The organism is Halomonas sp. H33-56 (genome assembly GCF_040147035.1).
In the GTDB taxonomy this organism is placed as follows: domain Bacteria; phylum Pseudomonadota; class Gammaproteobacteria; order Pseudomonadales; family Halomonadaceae; genus Halomonas; species Halomonas litopenaei.
Genome location: NZ_JAMSHP010000001.1, coordinates 1,153,163 through 1,166,609 on the forward strand (window position 1 = coordinate 1,153,163; position 13,447 = coordinate 1,166,609).

Annotated in this window: 10 protein-coding genes; 7 read left to right on the forward strand and 3 right to left on the reverse strand. The window is 66.2% G+C overall.

Features of this window, described 5'->3' with window-relative positions; translation table 11 throughout:
• Window positions 1-28 precede the first annotated feature (28 nt).
• Window positions 29-433 (forward strand): GIY-YIG nuclease family protein, encoded by a 405-nt coding sequence (locus NFH98_RS05205; RefSeq protein ID WP_231498480.1) that lies wholly within the window; start codon window positions 29-31, stop codon window positions 431-433.
• Window positions 434-1,291, forward strand: a complete 858-nt coding sequence (locus NFH98_RS05210; RefSeq protein WP_045991780.1) for a mechanosensitive ion channel family protein — start codon at window positions 434-436, stop codon at window positions 1,289-1,291.
• 112 nt (window positions 1,292-1,403) lie between these two features.
• On the opposite strand, the gene NFH98_RS05215 is transcribed toward NFH98_RS05210, so the two are convergent.
• A complete protein-coding gene (locus tag NFH98_RS05215) occupies window positions 1,404-2,702 on the reverse strand; it encodes an NAD(P)/FAD-dependent oxidoreductase (RefSeq protein ID WP_108131491.1) in 1,299 nt (432 codons plus the stop codon).
• A gap of 127 nt (window positions 2,703-2,829) precedes the next feature.
• Between NFH98_RS05215 and NFH98_RS05220 the strand changes: the two genes are divergently transcribed.
• The 5 genes from NFH98_RS05220 to trpC all read left to right on the forward strand — a co-directional run bounded on the left by NFH98_RS05220 (window position 2,830) and on the right by trpC (window position 8,033).
• Window positions 2,830-3,495, forward strand: coding sequence for a phosphoglycolate phosphatase (locus NFH98_RS05220; RefSeq protein WP_108131492.1), 666 nt, complete (start codon window positions 2,830-2,832; stop codon window positions 3,493-3,495).
• Window positions 3,496-3,818: 323 nt separating this feature from the next.
• Window positions 3,819-5,300, forward strand: a complete 1,482-nt coding sequence (trpE, locus tag NFH98_RS05225) for an anthranilate synthase component I (RefSeq protein WP_349623104.1) — start codon at window positions 3,819-3,821, stop codon at window positions 5,298-5,300.
• A gap of 266 nt (window positions 5,301-5,566) precedes the next feature.
• The gene (locus NFH98_RS05230) at window positions 5,567-6,148 is read left to right on the forward strand and encodes an anthranilate synthase component II (RefSeq protein ID WP_349622309.1); all 582 of its coding nucleotides are present in this window, start codon (window positions 5,567-5,569) and stop codon (window positions 6,146-6,148) included.
• A gap of 19 nt (window positions 6,149-6,167) precedes the next feature.
• Window positions 6,168-7,187, forward strand: a complete 1,020-nt coding sequence (gene trpD / locus NFH98_RS05235; protein ID WP_349622310.1) for an anthranilate phosphoribosyltransferase — start codon at window positions 6,168-6,170, stop codon at window positions 7,185-7,187.
• Between the two features lie 45 nt (window positions 7,188-7,232).
• Window positions 7,233-8,033, forward strand: a complete 801-nt coding sequence (gene trpC / locus NFH98_RS05240) for an indole-3-glycerol phosphate synthase TrpC (protein WP_349622311.1) — start codon at window positions 7,233-7,235, stop codon at window positions 8,031-8,033.
• A 56-nt stretch (window positions 8,034-8,089) separates the two neighbouring features.
• On the opposite strand, the gene NFH98_RS05245 is transcribed toward trpC, so the two are convergent.
• Together NFH98_RS05245 and ydiJ are read right to left on the reverse strand one after the other, a co-directional pair.
• Entirely contained in the window at window positions 8,090-10,024 is a 1,935-nt protein-coding gene (locus tag NFH98_RS05245) for a cation:proton antiporter (protein WP_349622312.1), read from the reverse strand.
• A 97-nt stretch (window positions 10,025-10,121) separates the two neighbouring features.
• Window positions 10,122-13,268, reverse strand: a complete 3,147-nt coding sequence (gene ydiJ / locus NFH98_RS05250; protein ID WP_349622313.1) for a D-2-hydroxyglutarate dehydrogenase YdiJ — start codon at window positions 13,266-13,268, stop codon at window positions 10,122-10,124.
• Window positions 13,269-13,447 lie beyond the last annotated feature (179 nt).

Here is a 13,447-nt window from a genome sequence, read left to right on the forward strand (position 1 = left end):
AGGCAAGCCGGGCTTAGGCGAGCCGGGCTTGGATGAGCCGGGCTTAGTCGAGCCTGTCTCAGATGAGCCTGTCTCAGGCGAGCCAGTACCCGAGCTGCCGGCGGCGGCAACGACGACGTGGTACCTGTATATCGTCGAGACGGCGGCCGGGGCGCTTTATACCGGCATTACCACCGATGTCGCCAGGCGTGTCGAGCAACACCGCAGCGGCAAGGGTGCCAAGGCGCTGCGTGGCAAGGGCCCGCTGACGCTTCGCCATCAGGAGCCGGTCGGCACGCGAGGTGACGCCAGCCGGCTGGAAATCGCCGTCAAGCGCATGTCGGTGCGTCGCAAGCGCCAGTGGCTGGCGGCGCGCATCAGCACTGACGAAGCGAGGGCGGTGGTTGAGCAGGATCGTACTTCGATAACGAAAACGACATACAAGGAGAGGTAGATGGAGTTCCTGCAAAAGCTGGACGTGGAGGCCCTGATCGAGTTTGCCTCGACCACCGGGCTGCAGTTTCTGATCAATCTGGTCGCCGCGGCGGCGATCTTCATCATCGGGCGCTGGGTGGCCAAGGCGGTACACCGGGTGGTGGTCAAGGGCATGCAGCGTGCCGACGTCGAACCCCTGCTGGTCAAGTTCCTCGGCAACATCCTGTATGCCTTGCTGCTGACCTTCGTGATCCTGGCCGCCATCAGCCGGATCGGTATCCAGACCGCCTCGTTGATCGCGGTGATCGGTGCCGCCGGTCTGGCGGTGGGTCTGGCCCTGCAGGGGTCGCTTGCCAACTTCGCCGCCGGGGTCATGGTCATCATCTTCCGCCCCTACCGGATCGGCGACTACGTGGAGGCCGGTGGGGTCAGCGGCACCGTCGAGGATGTGCAGATCATCAGCACCGAGCTGAGCACTCCGGACAATCGCAAGATCATCGTGCCCAACGGCCAGATGATGAGCGGTGCCGTGGTCAACTATTCTGCCCACGCCACTCGTCGGGTCGATCTGACGGTGGGGGTCGGCTATGACGACGACATCGATACCGTGCGTCGGGTGCTGGAGAGCGTGGTCGCCGACGACCCTCGCGTGCTCAGCGAACCGGCGCCGAATATCCGCATGAATGCCATGGGCGACTCCTCCATCACCTGGATCGTGCGGCCCTGGGTGCAGGCATCCGACTACTGGGACGTCTACTGGGAGATGACCGAGGAGATCAAGCGTCGCTTCGATCGCGAAGGCATCAGCATTCCCTTTCCCCAGCGCGACGTGCATCTCTATCACCACGCCAAGGACGAGCCCCAGGCCAACGCCTGAGCAGGATGTGGTGCTGTCGATGACGACAAGCAAGAGAGGCTGCCTTGGGGCAGCCTCTCTTGCTGTAAACGCACAGTGCGAAGTCTTTCAGGGGTGTGTTTTCAGACGAGCCCTAGTGCAGCTTTAGCCTGGGCTTGAGGAAGCGGTTAAGCCCATCGACCACCACCATCATCGCGGTCTTGACCGTGCCGTGGATGGCGCGCTGGTGCATGCGGTAGAGCGAGGCGTAGAAGAAGCGCGCCAGGTTACCCTCGATGAACAGGCTACGGGCCGAGGCGGCGCGCATCAGGCTGCCGATGGCGTCGAAGTGGGCCAGCGAAATCAGCGAGCCTCGGTCGCGGAAGACAAATTCCTTGAGCGGCTTGCCGTCGACCACGGCACACAGGTTGCGGTAGAGCACGCCGGCCTGCTGGTGGGCGGCCTGGGCCCTGGGTGGCACCACCGTGCCGTCTTCCTGGGGGCAGCTAGCGCAGTCGCCGAAGGCGAAGATGCGCGGGTCATCGATGCTCTGCATGGTGGCGGCCACCTTGACCCTGTTGTTGCGCTCCACCTCCAGCCCCAGTTCTGCCAGGAAGGCCGGAGCCTTGATGCCGGCGGCCCACACCCCCAGGTCGATCTCGATGGCGTCGTCGTCGGTGGTGTGGATGGCGCGCTCGTCGACCATGGTCACCCGAGTGTCCACATGGACCTTGACCCCCAGGTTCTCGAGTTCCTTGTGCACCGCGCCGCTGATGCGGTCCGGCAGCGCCGGCAGCACCTTGGGTGCGGCCTCGATCAGGTGGACCCGCAGGTGCTCGCGGCCCAGCGCGGTAAAGCCGTAGCTCTTGAGCATGCGCGAGGCGTCGTGCAACTCGGCGGCCAGTTCGACGCCGGTGGCCCCGGCGCCGATGATGCCCACGGTAATGCAGGGATCCTGATCCTCGAGCCGGGTGCTGTAGCGCATGAAGGTATTGAGCAGTGCCTGGCGAAAGCCTTCGGCCTGGGCAGGGCTGTCGAGGAAGTGGCAGTGGTCCGCCACGCCTTTCGTGCCGAAGTCGTTGCTGACGCTGCCGACCGCCAGTACCAGGTGATCGTAGTCGAGACGCCGCGCCGGCAGGATCTCGTTGCCCTCGTCATCGACGATGGGGGCCAGGGTCAGTTGGCGGGACTCGCGATCCAGATCGCACAGGGTGCCGCGCTGGAAGCGGTAGCCGTTGGCCGCCGAGTGGGCCTGATAGGAAATCTCGTCGAGGCCCGAGTCGAGGACGCCGGTGGCCACCTCATGCAACAGCGGTTTCCAGATGTGGGTCGAATTGCGATCGACCAGTACGATGTCGGCCTTGTCCTTCTTGCCGAGCCGTCGTCCCAGGCGCGTGACCAGCTCAAGGCCGCCGGCGCCGCCGCCGACAACCACGATGGTGGGTTTGCTCATGATGAGCTCCAGAAAAAAGGTGGAGCGCCATCATAGACAGATAAGTGCTTGGCTGACCACGGCGCTTGCGCCAGAATGTGCGCCGCGCATAGATATTCCAATTTCGGCATAGTCGAGGAGACGGCCTATGGGTGACGCCCTGGAGGGGGTGCTGTTGGTGGCCTTCGATCTGGATGGCACCCTGATCGATTCGGTCCCGGACCTGGCAGCGGCGGTGGATGCCGCCTTGATCGACGTCGAACTGGCGCCGGCAGGCGAAGCCAGGGTGCGCGACTGGGTCGGCAATGGTGCCTGGGTGCTGCTGGAACGTGCCCTGACCGATGCACTGGGCGAGGCCCCCAGCGAGGTGCTGTTGAAGACCGCCCACGAGCGCTTCCTCGAGCACTACCATCGCCGTCCCTGCGACAGGACGAGGCTCTATCCGGGGGTGACGGAGACCTTGAAGCGGCTGTTCGGGCGGGGTCTGATCCTGTGTCTGGTCACCAACAAGCCCGAGGCCTTCATCCACCCGATCCTCGAGCACCTGGGTATCGATGGCTTCTTTTCCGCCTGCCTCGGTGGCGACACCCTGCCTCGTCGCAAGCCTGACCCCATGCCGCTGCGACACCTGTCCCAGCAGTTCGACGTCTGTCCGTCGTACTGTCTTATGGTGGGCGACTCCCGTCACGATGTCGCGGCGGGCAAGGCCGCAGGTTTCCGTACCGTGGCGGTGCCTTACGGCTACAATCACGGCGAGCCGATCAGTCTGAGCGAGCCGGATCTGGTGGTTGAATCGCTGGAACAACTCGTTTAGGGTTTTTTGGCATGACACTATCGTTAGCGTCATGCCGATAAATCCTCGCTATTGCAGGCCTTGCCAGGCGCCCGTCACAGGGAATCCCGTCGTGTGGAATCCGCGAGCGCGGCGCACGGGTCTCGCGGTAGCGGTCTGTCACTCGTTGGCTTCATTCATTCGTTTCGCTGGTGGACTGCCCATGGCCCAGCCTTGCTTCTCCTCGATGTCCTGTCCGCATCTGTCTGCGTCGCTGCCTACGACGTCCTGCGGTTGGCGATGGTGACCGTTACTCCGTTCTTGTCGTTGTCACTTTCGTCTCTTGAATTGAGGATCTGGGCATGATGACCCCCGAGCGTTTCGACGAGCTGGCCCAGGCCGGCTACAACCGTATTCCCATCACCCGCGAGATGATGGCCGACCTGGACACGCCGCTGTCCACCTATCTGAAACTGGCCGATCAGCCCTGGACCTTTCTGCTCGAGTCGGTGACCGGCGGCGAGAAGTGGGGGCGTTACTCGATCATCGGTCTGCCCTGTCGCGAACGCATCGAGGTGCGGGGCTATCAGGTTCAGCATATTGTCGATGGTGACGTGACCGGCGCCACCGAAGTGGAAGATCCGCTGGCCTGGATCGAGGAGTTTCAGCGTCGCTTCAAGGTGCCGGTGCTCGACAACCAGCCGATCTTCGACGGCGGACTGGTGGGCTACTTCGGCTACGACACCATCCGCTATATCGAGCCGCGCCTGGCCGGTGTGGAGAAGGACGACCCCATCGGGGTGCCGGACATCCTGTTGATGGTGTGCGATGAGCTGGTGGTGTTCGACAACCTTTATGGGCGTCTGACCCTGTGGACCCACGCCGATCCTTCCACGCCCTCGGCCTTCAGCGCCGCCCAGGCCCGGCTGAGCGCCCTGGAAGACGCCCTGCGCAGCCCGCTGTCGGTGGCCTCGCGGGTGCCCGGTGACGCGCGCCCGGCGGTGGAGGAGGGGCACTTCACCTCCGGCTTCACCGAAGAGGGCTTCAAATCGGCGGTGGAAAGGATCAAGGAGTACGTGCTGGCCGGCGACGTGATGCAGTGCGTGCCGTCCCAGCGCATGTCGATCGAGTTCCAGGCCGAGCCGCTGGACCTGTATCGGGCTCTTCGCAGCCTCAATCCGTCGCCCTACATGTTCTTCTTCAACCTTGACGACCACCATGTGGTGGGCGCCTCGCCGGAGATCCTGACCCGCCTGGAGGATGGCATGGTGACGGTGCGTCCGATCGCCGGCACCCGGGTGCGCGGCAAGACCGAGGCCGAGGACAGGGCGCTGGAGGAGGACCTGCTGGCCGACCCCAAGGAAGTCGCCGAGCACCTGATGCTGATCGACCTGGGCCGCAACGACGTCGGCCGCATCTCCGAAACAGGCAGCGTCGAGGTGACCGATCAGATGGCCATCGAGCGCTACTCCCACGTCATGCACATCGTCTCCAACGTCACCGGCAAGCTGAAGCCGGGCTACAGCGCCATGGACGTGCTGCGCGCCACCTTCCCGGCGGGCACCCTGTCCGGAGCGCCCAAGATCCGCGCGATGGAGATCATCGACGAGGTCGAACCGGTCAAGCGCGGCGTCTACTCCGGGGCCGTCGGCTACCTGTCCTGGCATGGCAACATGGACACCGCCATCGCCATCCGCACCGCGGTGATCAAGGACGGTCAGCTGCACGTCCAGTGTGGCGCCGGCGTGGTGGCGGACTCGGTGCCCCAGTCCGAGTGGGACGAGACCCTGAACAAGGGGCGTGCGCTGTTTCGTGCCGTGGCCATGGCCGAGCAGGGACTGCGCTGAGTTCGGCCTGACATCCGCTTGACAGCCATGACCACGACACACACTATAAGCCCATGATGAATATGACCTCCGCACCGTCCCGTGATCGCCAGCAGTGGTGGCGCCCCTTCGACTGAAGCGGGCGGAGGAACCCTGAGCGCCGGGGTGTCGCGGACCACGGTCTGGACAACGACGGTCAGGACAGCGAAAGTGCCGCCCGCGAGGCGGCATTTTTGTGTGTGGGTCGTCTCGCTGGGTGAAGCCCAATATTGAATCCTGGAGCCACCATGATCTTGATGCTCGATAACTACGACAGCTTCACCTACAACATCGTCCAGTACCTAGGCGAACTGGGCGCCGAGGTGGTGACCCGACGCAACGACACCATCAGCCTCGGCGAGATCGAGGCCATGGCGCCCAGCCACATCGTGGTGTCGCCGGGGCCCTGCACGCCCAACGAGGCCGGCATCTCGCTGGAGCTGATTCGCCACTTCGCCGGCAAGCTGCCGCTGCTCGGTGTGTGCCTCGGCCATCAGGCCATCGGCCAGGTGTTCGGCGGCAAGGTGGTCCGCGCGCCCCAGGTCATGCACGGCAAGACCTCCGACATTCGCCATGCCGGACAGGGTGTGTTCAAGGGCCTCGATGATCCGCTCTCGGTGACCCGCTACCATTCGCTGGTGGTGGAGCGCGAGAGTCTGCCGGAGTGCCTCGAGATCACCGCCTGGACCGATGACGACGACGTCACCCCCGGCCTGATCATGGGCCTGCGCCACAAGGAGCTGCCCATCGAAGGGGTGCAGTTCCACCCGGAATCGATCCTGTCGCGACAGGGACACGAGATGCTGGCCAACTTCCTCGAGCGCCACTGACTACCATCAGGAGACTTGCATGCAGATGACCAATGCCATCGCGGCGGTGATGCGCCGGGAGAACCTGGGCCGAGAGCAGGCCTATGCGGTGATGCGCACCATCATGACCGGCGAGGCCAGTGACGCCCAGGTCGCCGCCTTTCTGATGGGGATGGCGATGAAGGGCGAGACCGCCGAGGAAATCAGTGGCTGCGCCCAGGTGATGCGCGACCTGATGACGCCAGTAATGCTGTCCTGCGACAACGTCGTGGATATCGTCGGCACCGGTGGGGACGGCGCCAACCTGTTTAACGTATCCACCGCCTCGAGCTTTGTCGCCGCCGCCGCCGGCGCCCATGTGGCCAAGCACGGCAACCGAGGGGTGTCGTCGTCCTCGGGCAGCGCCGATCTGTTCCAGGTGGCCGGCATCGGCCTGGATCTGGACGCCGAACAGGTGGGCCGCTGCATCGAGGAGGTCGGCGTCGGCTTCATGTTCGCGCCCAACCACCACCCGGCCATGCGTCACGCCATCGGTCCGCGCCGCGAGATGGGCGTGCGCACCCTGTTCAATATTCTGGGGCCGTTGACCAACCCTGCCAGTGCGCCCAATCAGCTGCTCGGCGTCTACCACGCCGACCTGCTGGAGTTGATGGTGGAAGTGCTGCGTCAGCTCGGCAGTCGGCATGTGCTGGTGGCCCACGCCGAAGACGGCCTGGACGAAATCTCGCTGGCGGCGCCGACCCGCATCGCCGAACTCAAGGATGGCGAGATCCACCGCTATACCCTGACCCCCGAGGATGTCGGTATCGAGCGTCAGTCGCTCGCTCCGCTCAAGGTCAAGACCGCCGAAGACAGCCTGCGCCTGGTCGAGAAGGCGCTTTCCGGCGAGGGGCCTGCGGCGGATATCGTCGCCCTCAACGCCGGGGCCGCCCTCTACGCCGCCGACGTGGCCGATTCCCTCAAGGAAGGCGTGCTGATGGCCCAGGACGCCCAGGGAACCAGGCTGGCGCTGGAAAAGATGAAGGAACTGGCCCACTTTACCCGGGTGTTCGCTCAGTAGGACCTTTCTGAAAAGAGCCCGACGGGCCGCAAGGAGAATCACAACATGGCCAATGCCACCCCGACGATCCTCGAGCGAATCCTCGAGCGCAAGGACGAGGAGGTCGCCAGCCGACGCCGCCAGGTCAGCGAGCAGGCGCTGCTCGCGCGTGCCCGAGAGCAGGATGCACCGCGCGGTTTCGTCATCTCGCTGGCCGAGCGGATCCGTGACGGCGACGCCGCGGTGATCGCTGAGGTCAAGAAGGCGTCACCCTCGAAGGGGCTGATCCGTGAGGACTTTCGCCCGGCCGAGATCGCCGCTCAGTACGCCCGGGGTGGGGCGGCCTGCCTCTCGGTGCTGACCGACGCCGACTTCTTCCAGGGCCATGAGGACTACCTGATTGCCGCCCGCGAGGCGTGCAGCCTGCCGGTGATCCGCAAGGACTTCATCGGCCACGGCTACCAGGTCAGCGAGGCGCGGGCCATCGGCGCCGACTGCATCCTGCTGATCGTCGCCGCCCTGGAGGACGCCCAGATGCGCGACCTGCACCAGCAGGCTGGCGAGCTTGGCATGGACGTGCTGGTCGAGGTCCACGACGCCCAGGAGCTGGAGCGGGCGCTGGCGCTCGATCTGGATCTGGTCGGGATCAACAACCGCGACCTGCATACCTTCAATACCCGACTCGAGACCACCCTGGAACTGCTGCCGCGGATTCCGCCCGAGGTCACGGTGATCACCGAGTCCGGCATCCACAGCCGCGATGATGTGCTGCGCATGCGCGAGAACGACGTCCACGGCTTCCTGGTGGGCGAGGCCTTCATGCGCGAAGAAGATCCGGGCGAGGCCCTGCGGCGACTGTTCTTCTAAGTCCTGTGCTCGCCTGAAGACACCTCGGGCCGGTCATTGACCGGCCCGAGGTGTTTTTATTTCCGACTACTTTGCCGGTCTGGCATGACCAGGCGGATCACATGATCGCCCTTGCGTGGTGTCAGCGGCGCGTCGGCTGTGGCGATGCGCGGCCGCCCTGAAGTGCCGACACAGATCAGCGGCGCCGAGTCGGTGTCGCCGGGGAAAGCCCCCTGACGTCTCGCGCTGGCGACGTCCTTGGCCTGGAGAGGCGCTTGCCGGGTGTCTGTGCTATGGACGTGACCTGGGCGTCTTTCTCCCCTTTCTCCACTTGCACGCTTGTCGCCGCTCGCGCGCAGCAGCGCCCGTGAGCGGGGTGCTTCGTCGAGCCTTTCGACCTCGAAGCGAGCCCCACGCTCCACCAGGCTCGAGAGCTGGGCAAAGGTCATCTCGCGGCCGAACAGGTAGGGAACATGCTCGATGGCGGTGGCGTGCTGGCGCCGCGCCTGGCGCCCCAGGTTGACCGCCAGGCGGAATACCTGGCCCTGGCCCAGCAGATGCTCGAAGTGCAGCGCGGCCAGATCATTGAGCTCTCGGTAGGGCGACAGTGGCATCAGGTAGCCGATACCGCTCAGTTCCATGTGCTGGGCGGCGTGTTCGGACAGCGGGTCACCGTAGTAGGCCGAGAGCCCCTCGGCGCGGGCGGCCTGCACCGCGTCCCAGCTCGAGTCGGTCAGCAGCACGCCGAGTCGGGCCTGGCGCAGACAGTGGGCCATCTGCCGGGCCACCGGGTTGGCGCCGATGATCAGCACGCCGTGGGCCGAGGGACGGCGCACCTTCAGCCAGTCGCCCAGCGGACGAGCCAGCAGACTCTGGGATACGACTGTGGCGATGATCACCAGAAAGGTCACCGGCACCAGGCGGTCGGCGCCGGGCACACCGATCTCTTCCAGCCGCAGCGCGAACAGCGAGGCCACCGCGGCGGCGACGATGCCGCGGGGCGAGATGAACGCCAGCAGACTCTTCTCGCGCCAGTCCAGGCCGCTGCCCAGGGTGCACAGCCACACCGCCAGCGGACGCACCAGCAGCAACAGCACCGCCAGAAAGGCCCAGGCCGGCCAGCCCAGCAGTGCCAGTTGCTCGACCGTCAGACGTGCCGCCAGCAGGATGAACAGACCCGAGATCAGAAGGATCGACAGGGTCTCCTTGAACTCGATGATCGGTCGGGTGGGCACGCCACGCATATTGGCGAGCCAGGCGCCCATTACCGTCACCGTCAACAGGCCGGACTCGTGAAACAGGGTGTTGGACAGGGTGAACAGACCGAGCATGGTCATCAGGGTGCCGAAGCTGTGCAGCCGTTGCGGCAGCAGGTGCTGGCGCAGTACCTGGCCCCATAGATAGCCGCCGGCGACGCCAAAGCCGAAGCCGATCAACGCGGTCTGGGCGAACAGCATCAGGGTATGCGGCAGTGCCTGGGTGCCGGAGCCCAGGGCGACGAATTCATAGACCAGTACCGCGCCGATGGCGCCCACCGGGTCGATCAGGATGCCCTCCCAGCGCAGGATCTGGGTCAGGTGCTCGCGGGCCCGCAGGGTCTGCAACAGCGGCAGGATCACCGTCGGGCCGGTGACCACCAGCAGCGCCCCCAGCAGGCTCGCCATCTCCCAGCTAAGGCCCAGCAGCCAGCGGGCGGCCAGCGCTCCGCACAGGGCGGTGATCAGGGCTCCCCAGGTGACCAGGCGACGCACCGTGCGGCCATGCCCTCCCAGCTCGCGAAAGTTCAGGGTGAGGCTACCCTCGAACAGGATCACCGCCACCGCCAGCGACACCAGCGGGAACAGCAGCTCGCCGAACAGGGCGTCGGGGTCGAGCAGGCCAGTCACCGGGCCTGCGGCAATGCCGGCGATCAACAGCGTCAGGATGGCGGGGACCTTGAGGCGCCAGGCTAGCCACTGTGAGCCCAGCGCCAGCAGGCCAACGGCCGCCAGGGTGAGTCCGGCATGCTCCATGGTCGGTCGACTCCGAAACGGGAAAAGCCGCGCAGCGTACTGACGCGGCGTCGATCATGCAAACCATCGCCATCATAGGCGTCAACGATGGTCTGACTCAGCTCGCCCGACGAAGTGCGCCGAGCAGCGCCTGCAGCGGATGCGGCAGCTGGCTGTCGGAGAAGCGTCGGGCCTGGCTGCGACAGGAGTAGCCGGTGGCCAGCAGGCGACCGCTGCCGCCATGCTCCTGCACCACCGGCTCCCACGACTGGGCGTAGATGGTACGCGAGGTCGTAAGGTTGCGTGCCTCGTGGCCGTAGGTGCCGGACATGCCGCAGCAGCCCGAGGGCAGGGGCGCCAGGCGCAGCCCGAAACGTTCGAACAATTGCTGCCAGGCCTTGGGACTGCCCGGCGCCTGGGTCTTCTCGGTGCAGTGGGACAGCAGCTGGAAGGGGGCTTCCTCTCTCAGGTCGAGTCCCGAGGGCACCAGCGAGGCGCCCAGACTCAAAAGCCACTCCTGCAGCATCAGCACCTCAGGCACCGCCTGCTCACCCAGTGCCTTCACGTACTCCTGGCGATAGGTCAGGGTCATCGCCGGGTCGATGCCCACCAGCGGCACGCCGCTGGCGGCCAGGGTGGAGAGCTCTCGGGCACGCTTGCGAGCGGTGCGCTCGAAGGCGCCGAGGAAGCCCTGGACGTTGAGCGGCTTGCCGTTGGGCTTGTAGGGCGCGACGAAGACGCGGATATCGAGGCGCGACAGCAGTTCCACCACGTCGGCGACCAGTCTGGCTTCGAAGTGGCTGGTGAAGGCGTCCTGCACCAGGATCACGCTGCGCGCCTTCTGGCGCTCGCTGAGGCGCCCCAGCGTCAGCGGAGTGGCCTCGGCCACGCCCCAGGCCTTGAGCTGCTTCTTGAGCCGGGCGCGTGACAGCCGGGGGCTGTCGACCATGCCCAGGCCGCGGGCCATCAGCCGGTCCACCAGGCGGTTGTCGAGTGCCGCGTTGTAGGCCGGGGCCAGTGGCGCCAGCGCCGGCAGCAGGAATTCGAGCCCGCCGATCAGGTAGTCGCGCAGCGGGCGCAGGTAGCGTCCGTGGTAGACCTCGAGGAACTGGGAGCGGAAGGCCGGGACATTGACCTTGATCGGGCACTGGCCAGCGCAGGACTTGCACGCCAGGCAGCCGGCCATGGCGTCGTAGACCTCGTGGGAAAAGTCGTCCTTGCCGCGCAGGCTGTTGAGCGCGCGGCGGGGCAGGTGGGCGAGCCAGCCGAGCGCGGTCTCATCCTTCTTGCGCTGTGACTCCTCGACCACGTCGATGCCGGCCTTCCCCTGCAGGCGCAGCCATTCGCGCATCAGGCTGGCGCGGCCCTTGGGCGAGTGCACACGATCCCGGGTGGCCTTCCACGACGGGCACATGGCGTCGTCGGGATCATAGTTGTAGCAGGCGCCGTTGCCGTTGCAGTAGACGGCGTCGGCGTGGGCCTGCCATACCCGCTCGTCGATCTGACGATCGAAGTCGCCGCGCATGGGCACCGCGTCGATGGCCAGCAGGCCTGGGTCGCTGAGGCTGGCGCCGGGCTCGGGCTGGCTGTCGGCCGCTTCGTCGGTCTCCACCAGCGGCGTGGCGATCTTGCCGGGATTGAGCTGGTTGTGCGGGTCGAAGGCACCCTTGAGGCGTCGCAGGCTGGGGTAGAGCTCACCGAAGAAGGCCGGCGCGTACTCCGAGCGCACGCCCTTGCCGTGCTCCCCCCACAACAGGCCGTGGTAGCGCTGGGTCAGCGCCGCCACCTCATCGGAGATTTCGCGGATCATCGCCTGCTGGCGCGGGTCCTTCATGTCCAGCGCCGGGCGCACATGCAGCACCCCGGCGTCGACGTGGCCGAACATGCCGTACTCGAGCCCGCGGGCATCGAGCAGGGCGCGGAACTCGGCGATGTAGTCGGCCAGGTGCTCGGGGGGTACCGCGGTATCCTCGACGAAGGGCAGCGGGCGCTTCTCGCCCTTGACGTTGCCGAGCAGGCCCACCGAGCGCTTGCGCATGGCGTAGACGCGACCGATGGCGTCACGGCCGATGGCCTGGGTGAAGCCCAGGCGGGAGACGCTGGTGTCGCTTTCGAGTCCCCAGCAGAAGGCGTCGACCCGGGCCTCGAGGCGCTCGGGGTCGTCGTCGTTGAACTCCACCAGGTTGATGCCTTCGATGGCCGGGCCGTCATCCACCGGGAAGAACTCGGCCACCGAGTCCCACACGAAGTCCTCCATGGCGAGCTTCAACACCTTGTCGTCCACGGTCTCGATGGAGGTGGGGCGAAGCGCCTGCGGCTTTTCAGGTGACGAGCCGCCGGCCATCAGCGCCTTGGCGTCGGCGAGGGCCGCCATGAAGCTCGGGTAGCGCACATTGACCAGGATCGAGTGGCGCGGGATCGGCAGCACGTTGAGCACCGCCTCGTTGGTCAGCGCCAGCGAGCCCTCGGCGCCGCACAGCACGCTGTTGAGGTTGAAGCGGCCGTCGTCGTCGCGAAGGTGGGCCAGATCGTAGCCGGTCAGGCAGCGGTTGAGCGGCGGGAAGATTTCCTCGATGCGCTCGCGCTCCTGCTCGATGATCTTGCGGGCGGCGCGATAGGCGCGGCCCCGGGCCGAGTCCTCGGCGCACAGGGTCTCGAGTTCGTCCTCGTCGACCGCGGCGCTGATCAGGCGCTCGCCGCCGATCAGTACGCTGTCGAGCTCGAGCACATGGTGGCGGGTCTTGCCGTATTCGCAGCTGCCCTGGCCGCTGGCGTCGGTGGCGATCATGCCGCCGATGGTCGCCCGGTTGGAGGTGGACAGTTCCGGTGCGAAGAACAGCCCATGGGGCCTCAAGGCGGCGTTGAGCTGGTCCTTGACCACCCCGGCCTGGACCCGTACCCGGCGGTTGTCGACGTCGATCTCGAGGATCTGGTTCATGTGCCGGGAGACGTCCACCACCAGGCCGTCGCTCAGCGACTGGCCGTTGGTGCCGGTGCCGCCACCACGTGGTGTCAGGGCCACCTTGCGGAAGGTTTCCCGCCCGGCGAGCCGGCCGAGCAGCTCGAGGTCAGCTGCGTGACGCGGAAACACCGCCGCCTGGGGCAGGCGCTGGTAGAGCGAGTTGTCGGTGGCCAGTACCGTGCGGCTGGCGTAGTCCGGGGCGATTTCGCCCTCGAAACCTTCCGCCTTCAGGGCCTTGAGAAAGTCGACATAGTGCTGGTCCAGTGGGGTCGCGGCATCAGCTAGGGGCAGTGGTGCGATCATGGTCTCGGTCGATACAGGCCCCGCGGCGGCGCGGCTGGCGCTATCGACAGGGCAGGAGAATGGGAGGGCGTCCACTTTACCGCGTCTCGGGGGGTGGGTGCATCCCGATCGCGAGAGAAGCGGGCGCTCGCCCCCGGTCGATGGCGCCGCCTCTCGCTTTTGCCTACAATGTGTCGCCT